The organism is Daejeonella sp. (assembly GCF_046590655.1).
Lineage (GTDB): Bacteria > Bacteroidota > Bacteroidia > Sphingobacteriales > Sphingobacteriaceae > Daejeonella.
Genome location: NZ_JBKJUM010000025.1, coordinates 1 through 10,357, shown reverse-complemented (window position 1 = coordinate 10,357; position 10,357 = coordinate 1). Strand labels below are relative to the sequence as shown.

General features: G+C 40.5%; 11 protein-coding genes and 1 pseudogene. 4 read left to right on the top strand and 8 right to left on the bottom strand.

The genetic code is table 11. The annotated features are described in order from the left end of the window. From ACLL8Z_RS02450 to ACLL8Z_RS02425, 6 genes and pseudogenes are all read right to left on the bottom strand, one after another. On the bottom strand, positions 1–1,061 hold a 1,061-nt coding region (locus tag ACLL8Z_RS02450), incomplete at its 3' end, for a DUF5060 domain-containing protein (protein ID WP_411273165.1). A 106-nt stretch (positions 1,062–1,167) separates the two neighbouring features. Continuing rightward, entirely contained in the window at positions 1,168–2,259 is a 1,092-nt protein-coding gene (locus ACLL8Z_RS02445) for a glycoside hydrolase family 5 protein (RefSeq protein WP_411273164.1), read from the bottom strand. Positions 2,260–2,467: 208 nt separating this feature from the next. Beyond that, a pseudogene (locus ACLL8Z_RS02440) lies at positions 2,468–2,559 on the bottom strand (IS1595 family transposase); the annotation flags it as partial. 116 nt (positions 2,560–2,675) lie between these two features. After that, positions 2,676–2,948, bottom strand: coding sequence for a DUF4242 domain-containing protein (locus ACLL8Z_RS02435; RefSeq protein WP_411273163.1), 273 nt, complete (start codon positions 2,946–2,948; stop codon positions 2,676–2,678). A 202-nt stretch (positions 2,949–3,150) separates the two neighbouring features. Then, positions 3,151–3,666 carry a DUF6644 family protein gene (locus ACLL8Z_RS02430; protein WP_411273162.1) on the bottom strand — a complete coding sequence of 172 codons (516 nt, stop codon included), beginning with the start codon at positions 3,664–3,666 and terminating at the stop codon, positions 3,151–3,153. Then, complete coding sequence (locus tag ACLL8Z_RS02425) at positions 3,635–3,988, bottom strand: DUF6152 family protein (protein WP_411273161.1); 354 nt, start codon at positions 3,986–3,988, stop codon at positions 3,635–3,637. The genes ACLL8Z_RS02430 and ACLL8Z_RS02425 overlap by 32 nt, the downstream gene beginning before the upstream one ends. Before the next feature lie 150 nt (positions 3,989–4,138). Between ACLL8Z_RS02425 and ACLL8Z_RS02420 the strand changes: the two genes are divergently transcribed. Together ACLL8Z_RS02420 and ACLL8Z_RS02415 are read left to right on the top strand one after the other, a co-directional pair. Continuing rightward, the gene (locus ACLL8Z_RS02420) at positions 4,139–5,197 is read left to right on the top strand and encodes an isoaspartyl peptidase/L-asparaginase family protein (RefSeq protein ID WP_411273160.1); all 1,059 of its coding nucleotides are present in this window, start codon (positions 4,139–4,141) and stop codon (positions 5,195–5,197) included. Positions 5,198–5,734: 537 nt separating this feature from the next. Beyond that, positions 5,735–6,319 (top strand): DUF6266 family protein, encoded by a 585-nt coding sequence (locus tag ACLL8Z_RS02415; protein ID WP_411273159.1) that lies wholly within the window; start codon positions 5,735–5,737, stop codon positions 6,317–6,319. A gap of 158 nt (positions 6,320–6,477) precedes the next feature. Here ACLL8Z_RS02415 and ACLL8Z_RS02410 read toward each other — a convergent pair whose 3' ends face one another. Continuing rightward, positions 6,478–7,239: a DUF4382 domain-containing protein gene (locus ACLL8Z_RS02410; protein WP_411273158.1), complete on the bottom strand. Its 762-nt coding sequence runs from the start codon at positions 7,237–7,239 to the stop codon at positions 6,478–6,480. A gap of 129 nt (positions 7,240–7,368) precedes the next feature. Between ACLL8Z_RS02410 and ACLL8Z_RS02405 the strand changes: the two genes are divergently transcribed. Next, positions 7,369–7,593, top strand: coding sequence for a hypothetical protein (locus ACLL8Z_RS02405; RefSeq protein WP_411273157.1), 225 nt, complete (start codon positions 7,369–7,371; stop codon positions 7,591–7,593). 5 nt (positions 7,594–7,598) lie between these two features. Further along, entirely contained in the window at positions 7,599–8,489 is an 891-nt protein-coding gene (locus tag ACLL8Z_RS02400; RefSeq protein WP_411273156.1) for a hypothetical protein, read from the top strand. 84 nt (positions 8,490–8,573) lie between these two features. Here ACLL8Z_RS02400 and ACLL8Z_RS02395 read toward each other — a convergent pair. After that, positions 8,574–10,357: gliding motility-associated C-terminal domain-containing protein (locus ACLL8Z_RS02395; RefSeq protein WP_411273155.1), on the bottom strand; the 1,784-nt coding region annotated here is incomplete at its 5' end.

Sequence of the window (10,357 nt, the reverse complement as noted above, 5' to 3'; positions counted from 1 at the left end):
GCTGCAATATCAGTGATCTGGTAAGCCTCGTGCCAGAATTCATTTATACCACCGCTCCTGGTCCCGGTTGTGGGCCTGTCCCATGGATCATTGGCTTTCAGATATTTATGCACCTTTCCTATCCACTCAGCAGCTTTAAGACTGTCACCTTTCACCCAACCGTCCGTTCCGTTCACTTCATCAACAATGAACCATAGTGCAAGTGACCTGCTGTAACCATATCTGGCAATAAAATAGCGGTATAGTTTTTCCTGGTATTTCCAGGCTTCCTCACTTCTGTAAAAGTCTTTTGAATCGGTTACCGTCTGATAAGGGTTTACATACCACCTTACATTGCCGCCACCCCATACAGTTTCTGAAAGATAAGAGTGAAACCAGAGATTGAGGCTCAACAGCATATCCCTTTCTTCGAGCATCTCAAGAAGTTCATCGAGTCGTCCGGCAATATTCTGATCGTAACGGCCAACTCCTGTACCCCATGTTTCTAGCGGAGTAATATATGTACTTATGAAGTTTACACCCAGTGACTTGAGGCGATCCAACTCGGCAGCTTCAACACGACCGCTTCCGAAACCCTCATAACCATCGTTGTACCACAAACCTACACCAAAAAAATCCTTTCCGTTACTATGAGTCAGATACCTTTTATTATCAGCGACCCTGATAGGTCCGTTTCGTTTTGAAGGAACGGCAACAAAAGACAGCGGTGAGCTTGATACAGAACCATTTTTATCCTTCACAGTAACTGAATAGCTCCATTTCCCTGTTTCGCCGGGTGAGAACCTTATCTGCCAGAGAGTTGACCTCGAAAAATTATAAAATCCATTGATCTTCCACTTTTTCCCGGATGGTGCAGTGAATTCTGCCTGGATATCTATATCAGCAGGGTCGAATGGATTAACAAAATCGCATTTCAGTTCGAGGGATACTTCAAATTTCTCAAATAATCCGACAGAATCTGACCTTTGCCTCAATCTTATAATTTCTGGAGCAGAGGCAGCATAAGAGCTGACTTGTAAGATTACCAGAAAGATAAATGATAAAACACTTAATTTTTTCACGATACGGTTACTTATTTAGTTTGCTCCTTTTCCAGTTCGTCCATTCTCTTGTACGTAGCCCTGAAAGTATCCCAGTTTGTGTATTCTGCATTCCTTGAATAGTTACCTATTTCTTTCGCAAAAGTATTTTTGTGACCTCCTTGAACGGAACATTCTTATCGTCAACAATGCCAAATGCTCCTGATTTGTAATTCCAGTTTGCATAGGCTACTCCGTGCTTTTCAAATAGGGTAATCATATCCCTGTACCAGGCCAGCTTAGCTTCCGGAAAATATTCCATAAAGATCCCGAATTCACCGCAATAGAGCGGAAGTTTCATTTTTTTAGCAAGAGCAAATGGTTTCCGCATCATATACTCAAGTGAGTCTATATTATATACTTTCTTATGCTCCGGCAGATTCCCGTCTAACACAATCTGTCCGGGATAATTAACCTTTCCCGTAAAATCTTTAAGTTTGGTCCAGCCGGCTTTATAATGTGTCAGAATGAATGGTTCATAGAAGTGATAGCTTAAAATAAGGTTTGGATCGTTTTCAGGCACTCTGAAGGTGTCGAAGGTTGCAGCCGACTGCCACCTGTTCGATCCAAGTACAAGTACCCTCGCAGGTTCCGTTACACGTATTGAGTCGATCAATCTTGCCAACAGGTTATTCCACTGCTCAGGGTCATCGGCAACAGGCTCATTCATTGGTTCGTATGCAACCATGCCGTTGGGATACCCGATCAGGAAAGATGAAAGGTCTTTCCAAAGGGCTATAAATTTATCCTGTTCAGCAGGAACAGTCCAAAGAGGTTTCGTACCTTCATTGAAATGATGTGAACGAAGTATATGCAGGTCAACCACAACCCTCAGACCTGCCTTGCTGCACCAGTCAAGACAGTTTTTCATAAGAGCAAATGCATCTTCATTTCTTTTCCCGGTTACATCCCACATCTGCTCTTCATCTATTGGCAAACGGATATGGTCGAAACCAAGAGAATCGATGTATTTCACATCCTTCTCTGTAAAGAAAGCAGCTCTCTCCTCGCCTCTTCTCTGGCTCTGGGAAAGCCAGTGGGCAACATTTGTTCCTTTAAAAATCTTAAAAGATTCACCGGCAAAAGCATAAGATTGTTTCTCTCCCATTCTGCTCTTCCAAGAAATAAAAATTAAGCTGGCGATGGTGGCCATACTGACATAAAGCAAAAATCTCCTCATATGATCGTTGGTTTTAGAGTTTTTATTTTCTGAAAAAGGGTTTTCATCTTATAATATCCCTGTAAAAGATTCTTAAAAAATTAAGAAATGTAATACTTTATTGTGTCAATCAGGTTGTAAAGGCTAATTTAAGTTTTCTGCTGACAGCTGACATTTAAAATAACAAATTATTAAAAACATTGAATTAGGCTATTGACTAATAATCATTTTCAATTACTTTTCCATATATGCGGGAAACACCCTTTCCTTTTTTCTCGATACTATGACCACAAGTTTTTTCTTTCCTTCTTTACGTCCCAGGGCCTCTTGACAGATATTAGATAAAATCGAATTCATCTATCTAATCTCTATTTTTTTTTCAGCGTTGTGAGCCTAAGCTCTTAATCGCTCCACTTTTAACACTTTACCCAATAATGCTATTCCGCAGTTGTGGGGTCAATGATTGTCATCACTTCACTTACGGAATTTGCTGGGAAACCTCCTTGTTTTGCATGTTCACGAACCATTTCTTCATTCGGTGCTATATAAACACAATAGATTTTATCGCTGGTTACGTAACTTTGAAGCCACTGAATCTGAGGTCCCATATTGCTCAGGACACCACAAGAAGTTTGTGAAATACCCTTCAATTGTTCGGCCGTCAATTTTCCCGCTCCGGGAATTTCTCTTTCAATTACATATTTTGGCATAATTCTGATTTTTTACTTCCTACTCGTATGGTTTTTCGGTATCACCCCGTTTTTCTGAATGGTCGCTGGTCTCCATTTTCATATCATGAATCTAACAATTATTTATCAGTAGCAGAGTGAAGTGCTTTCAAATCTTATGCTGTGCTATCCGGCAGTTAATTATGATCCCCTTGTTGGATTAATTTAAAACTCGATATTAACATCAATAAGCCAATAATCGGCCGCAGACAATGATCGAAATCCAAAGAAGTATCGAAACCACGGCGGAGAGCCTGCCATAAGGAGAAAGGCGGGTTTGATCCTCCGGGATACTTTTAAAAATAAACCGATGAAAAATAAGCACATTCACGGCTGCTACAATCAGCAATACCATTTTTAAACCGAATGTAGGATCAGCAATCAGCGATTTTGCATTTGTACTAAAAAGCAATATTCCCGACGGAATAATAAGCCACAAACCTCTTCGCGACCAGGGTAAAAGATGCCGCGCTAAGCCTGAAACTGGAAGGTCTTTGGAAAGTCCCAATAGACGTAGATCAAACATAAACGCAGCTCCCACCAGAAGCGCAATTCCCACAATATGCACGATTTCAAGCGCGGGATATAACCACAAAGATTGACGTATCCCGACAGCAAAGGATGTGTTTTCGATCCAGTCTGCATACCGTATGACAAATGAAGGCAAATTAGCGAAGTTCGTATTTCTTACCGCCAACATAGATACGCTCGGCGCGCATCTCGTTTTTTTCAGTCTTGTGCGGATAAGCTACGAGTCTTACCGCCGTGCCCTTCTTTATCATTTCCTCCGATAAGCCCCGGGAAGTCATCCGGCTGGTTGGCGCAAGGTAAACTGTTGTCATTTTACCTTTATATTTCACAGTAGCCAATGCGTGCGGATTTTCCCAGAGCGACTTTGCTATAGTCGTTTTGTAATCAAGAACCTTCTCCTGATCGTACTCAGCCCATCCGTGATGAAAGAAAGTGAATGCACTTGACAGTAAAAATATAAAGCCCAGTGCCACAGTTTTTAAGTAAGCCATAACCATTAATTTAAGTGAATACTAAATAATTATTAAACACACTTGAAATCTGCACATGTTTTATATAACATGAGATATTGTGTTTCACTAAACTAAAATAGTTATAATTCTTTTAACTAATATTGGACATGTGTTAATAATCAAGATCATATGCTTAAGACTATTCAAATTTTCGCTTTAATTCTTACAGCCGCAATTATTAGCGCATGCTCCCAAACCCAATCTTCAACAACAAGTTCTAACGAATCTGAAACGAAATATGTGATGGTAATTCACGGCGGTGCAGGAACCATTCTCAAAAGCACTATGACACCTGAAAAAGAAGCGGCTTACACCGCAGCTCTAACCAAAGCATTGGAAACAGGCTATGCTGCTATCAAGGAAGGCAAATCCAGTCTGGATGCAGTCGAAGCGACAATTCATATATTGGAAGATTCTCCTCTTTTTAATGCCGGGAAGGGCGCAGTATTCACAAATGAAGGCAAGAATGAAATGGACGCCGCCATTATGGATGGAAGCAATTTGAAGGCAGGATCTGTGGCAGGAGTAACGATTATTAGAAATCCAATAAGCGCAGCGAGAGCAGTAATGGAAAAATCAGAGCACGTGATGATGGCCGGAGCAGGTGCAGAAAAATTCGCTAAGCAGGCCGGGCTTACAATCGTGGATCCCGCTTACTTCTTTACACAGGATAGATGGGATGGTTTACAAAGAGCTATTAAAGACGATTCTACGAAAAGCGTTCTCGATCACGGAAATAAAAAGTCCTACAAATCCGAATCCCAAAACGTAGACAATAAATTCGGTACTGTAGGATGTGTGGCACTTGATAGCAAAGGAAACCTTGCAGCAGGAACTTCCACCGGAGGTATGACTAATAAGAAGTTCGGACGCATCGGCGATGCCCCTATCATTGGATCCGGCACCTATGCTAATAATGCTACTGCTGCCATTTCATGCACGGGCTGGGGAGAATTTTATATCAGAAGTGTGGTTGCCCACGACATATCAGCGCTTATGGAATATAAAGGTTTGAGTGTTGCAGAAGCCTCGCAAATAGCTCTGGATAAAATGGCCAAACTTGGCGGCAATGGGGGACTCATCGCATTGGATAAAAATGGTAAAATGGCCATGCCCTTCAATACAGCTGGAATGTACCGGGGCACAATAACCGCTGATGGTAAAATTGAAGTTCTGATCTACAAATAAATGCTATTAAACTAAAAAATTTTATTTGCAATTCTCGACGATACTTCATATATTGAATTGAGCATTCGCACGGCGATTAATCAGTATAAAACCTGATCGATTAATCGCCTGCATGAGCCAAAATCCCGGGGATTTATCTTCCGGTTTAGGAGGTTTCTTAAAGCCCTTTAACTTTAAAGAAATATCATTTTGTTAGGCTTACCCAAAATCAATAAGATTCTAAAATAACCGCCACGCCTCTGAAAACGGTAGGAGAATTGTCCGTACCTCCTTCGTCCCAGTTCCGGGACAGCTTCGGGACAGCTTCGGGAAATGTCAAATCTTCCCCAGATCTTTCACGCATCTTTACCTGATCTGTTACGAAGGAAGCACAGACAAAGTACGGTCCCTTTGAGGCCATGGCCCGGAAGCGAAAAGCTGGAAAAGTGTTTATGAAAATGTAACTTTCAGGAAGGAACTTTCGTTAAGTAAAAATAGGCACATTTTATTTTTAAACAAAACAAAGTAAAAAAATGGCAAGACTTAACCGGGGGCCAAATGGCCCTCCATCCGGCAAGTTCGGAAGTGTTATTGGCAGCAGCTGGCGGGGGATATATTATATCAAAGGATTGCAGAAAGAGAGCAAGAAAGAACGCAGTTATTCAAATTCAACAGCAGAAAAAGTTTGCATTTGCAGTGAGATTCCTAAAATATGTAAAACAGGTTGTGGACCTGGGATACAGTCGGATCAATGCGGGAGGTGCTACGGGCTATAACATGGCGATAAGTTACATAGTGCAGAACTGTGTAAAGGGTATGCATCCAAATTTTGAGATCGATTATTCCTCCGTAGTTTTTTGCACAAAAGGCAAACTGTCTCTGCCGGAAACTATTACCAAAGAATTAGACGGAATGAATCTGAAGATGACCTGGAGTGTTGAGAGCAATATCTATTCTTCTGCAACGAATAAAGTAGAACTTTTGATTTATCAGCCGGGGTTAGGCTGTTACCAGATCGCCCCTGACGGAATCACCCGCGGTGATGGTGGAATGGAGATCGAACTGGATACATGGTATAAAGGCGATACTGTACACGTTTATATGTTTTTGTCGACATCCTCTTCCTGGGTCAAGAAGGAGTGATCCAACAGTGTTTATTTGGGAGCAGCGAAGTTTAGGGAGTGATTTTTACCTATTTCTTAAAGCCTAATTAGACTGTAAAGGCATTTGGAGTAACTTATTAGACTAAAAAAAAGGGAGAAGATCATCATCTTCTCCCTTTTAAGAATTAAGAGCGCTATTTAGTTGATAGTTATTGTTCCCAAATCTTTTGTAGACCCCGTAACCACAACTACATTGCTGATAGTTTTGTTAACATACGGACTAACCGGTATGATGTCTACTTTGTAGGTACCGGCGGCTACACCGGGAAACCAGAATTTACCAGTAGCATCAGAAATAGTTCCTAACGTGTCTGTTCCTGTTATTGCATAGATTTTAGGACTAGAAGCTGCCGGACTGATCACTCCGCTAATAGATCCGGAAACAGCGTTAGGAATTACACGAATTACCGGTTTTAATATATACTTACCGTTTCCTGTTTGTACAATTGATTTCGCAACATCAAAATCAAGCAGCATAGTATAAGCTACACCTGACTCTAGATTTTCGTTTACTTTAAGTTTCACACCTGAAGTTTGTCCGCTGGGTGTAGTTAACGGATAGCTCATTCCATTAATAACTACACTATTGCCGGTATCATTTAAAACAAGCCTAACTTCCTGCAACCTGCCGGCTGGTAAATCCCTGGAGGCTATCAGTGTATCTTTTCCCATTCTGAACCTCAAAATATTAAAAGGTTTTGTGTCAACCGGCAGGCTAGATTCCCCTGCTGATGAAAGAATTTTAACCTCTTTAATGCTTAGAAAGACCGCATCATAAGCGCCTGGGCCGTCAGTCAACTTAACGCTAACACTGGTCATATCTGAACCACTTTCGTTTTTATTACATGCACTAAGGCCTATACAAAGACCTAAAAATGCGACAGTTAATAATTTTTTCATTTCCTTTTAGATTAGAGTTGTGTACCCCCCATATTCCAATAACCCTGCCGAAATTACATTGAAGCTAATTACCAAATACTTGGCACGTAAAATGCTCATTATTAACTTTAAACTAAAACTCACAACTTTATGAAAAGTTTACAATTGTACTCTTTTATGGTCATTATTGCCATTATGGGTATCACAACAAGCTGTAACTCTAGCAGCACTAAGACAGAGGAAAAACAAGAAGTAGGCGCTATGGATTCAGTATCGCAGGAACTTGAAAAAACAAACAAAGAACTTGAAGACGAAGCTAAAAAAGTAGAAGCTTCTCTGGAAAAAGTAGACAAAGAATTTAACGCTTCAAACTAAAAATTATGAAAACCAACGTATTGAAAATTAGTATTCTGCCATTAATATTTTTGGTGGCTATATCCTTTACTGGAATTCCGCCGCAAAAGGAAAAAGGGAACAAGAGTGAAAATCCTGAAAAAGGAAATCAGAATCCGCAGCAAAAAGGAAATAATAAGTCAGATAATTCTTCACGGAGTAATAACAACAATGATCAGGGGCGTTCCGATGATCGCGATGTTACCAAAGGACGTTCTGATAACAACAGTCAGGGAAATAATAAGAATGACCAGGGAAATAATAATAATAAAAACAAAAGTAATTCCGACGACCGTATGAACGGTTCAGACAACGACCGAGGTTTTGATAAGAGTGAAAAAGGAAACGACAAAAATAAAGAGAACGGTAAATCACGTTGGGAAAATGTGAAATGGGATAAAGATGATAATATTAATTGGGGGTTTGAAGATTACGCAAACCGTAAACGACCAAAGGATAATAAAAAAGTAACAATATGTCATAATACTGGTGATCGTAATTTTCCTGTCATGATCAATGTCTCTGAAAATGCAGTAAAAGCGCATATGAATCATGGAGACCAAATGGGAAATTGCACAACAAACTATTCTGACCGGTGGCCTGCCAATTATATTAGGACTAGGGAGAATGTATATAACAATTATCAGAATACCTGGGAAACTATGTCTTACAGTGAATCATTACTTAGGTTCGCCGCTGATAAGCTTTTAGGTATCAGAAGTTCTTTCCAGACTCAGCGTCCAACATTAAGTTCGCAAGAAATTCAACGTAAAGAAGTGCTAATTCTTGACTTGCAGAATAATGTAAATTCACTGGAAAACCAACTTGCGATGACCAGACAAAGAACAGATGGAATAAATATCAATATTAATTTATAAGCCACTCTATTTTAACCGTCGCTCACTATCAGAAAAGGCTATTGTAACCTACAATAGCCTTTTTTTTATTAAATATTTCGTCTCTCATCGTCTCAGGATAAGGTAGCCTTTGTTCAAAGCTGTTACCGGACTTCCGTTTGTCGTTCTGCGGGTTGTTATGAGATAATAGTAGACGCCATCTACTAATGGCGTATTCCTATTTGTGAGCAAACCCGTATTAGCAAATCCCTTAAAAACTCTATCGCTTTCGTTATAACCTTTGATACGAAATACTTCATTACCCCAGCGGTTGAAAATCAGAACCTCATTATCGGGAAAAGAAACAATATTTACAATATTAAAAACATCATTCCCTGATCCGTCATAGTTTGGCGAAAAAAGAGGATCGATGGATATATCTGGATTTTTAGGAACCTCTTTATTTTCAACGACTACGGGATCCGGAGGATAGACATCGCCAATAGTTACCACTGCACTTGAGCCGATTTTTACCTCAGGATCGGAAGTAGATAATATCTGGATGGTAATACTTTCGTCACCCTCGTTCAGATCATCTGTTAAGGCGGCGATGGTAATTTTCTGGGTGGTGGTTAACTGTCCCTTGGGGATCATTATTTGAATGAACTGATCTAACAGAACATAGTCGCGATCTTTTATTGCACTACCGGAATACCCGATTTTTATGATAACATCGTCGGGAAATACTTTTTCCAATCTCGCCGTTACTGTCACTTTTTTACCCTCTCTGACATTAGAAATTGTTGGCGTTAAATTCACAGTAGAAAAAGGAACAACCCGGATTATGAGATTGGCTGAACTGCATACTCCGGATATATTACAAATTTTATACGGCACAGTTTCCGTACCCAAAAAACCCGGATTAGGTTTATACGTAAAAGATCCATCGCTATTAAATACAAGAGTGCCGTTTTTTGCAGGGGCAGCAATATTGAAAGTAAGTTTCTCGTTCTCCCTGTCGAAATCGTTTAAAGCAGTACTACCCGTAGCGAAACTCCCCTCATATATTTTGAAAGTATCGTCAATGGCTACTGGCGGACAAACTCCGGCAACAACTTGTGCACTTACAACAAACGTACATCCGGTAGCGTCCTTTACAGCTATTTCATATGATCCTGCAGCGAGGCCGGTGATTACATTGGATGTTTGCGAGCGGCCGTTCCATAAAATTGAGTACGGCGAAATGCCACCATTTACTGATGCTGTTATAACCCCATCACTGGAAGACTTGCACAACGTATTTTTTATCGTTAATGACATTCTAAGAGGCGTAGAAGGCTGGATGATACTCACTGTTTCCCTAACTGAACAACCATTTGCATCAACAATAGTGACGCTGTATAATCCCGGGCCCATACCAGAAAGCTTAGAAGTCTTTTGGCCGCTTGACCAATTATAGGTATATGGGGCTGTTCCTCCAATGACATTTACCGCTATTGTCCCGTCGTTTGAGCTAAAACAAGTGACGTTTGTTCTGACCACATTGGCTGATAAGATCTGGGCAGGCTGATTGACGACTATCTGCTGCGATTCTGAACAGCCATTCGCGTCAGTTATTGAAATAGTATACGAACCTGCCACCAAGTTCGTAATATCTTTTGTATTACGTCCATTATTCCAGCTATACACATAGGGCGCTTTCCCGCCGCTCACGTTAAGGTTGATCAATCCATTACTTGCTCCAAAGCAAGAAACATCATTTTTAAGAAAATTAATGGTCAGTGGCACAGAGGGCTGACTTATACTAATGGTCTGAGTACTGATGCAATTAAATGAGTCTTTAATTGTAACTGTATAAACACCGGCGCTAACATCTTTGAGATCCCTTGAAGTGGCTCCATTACTCCAGG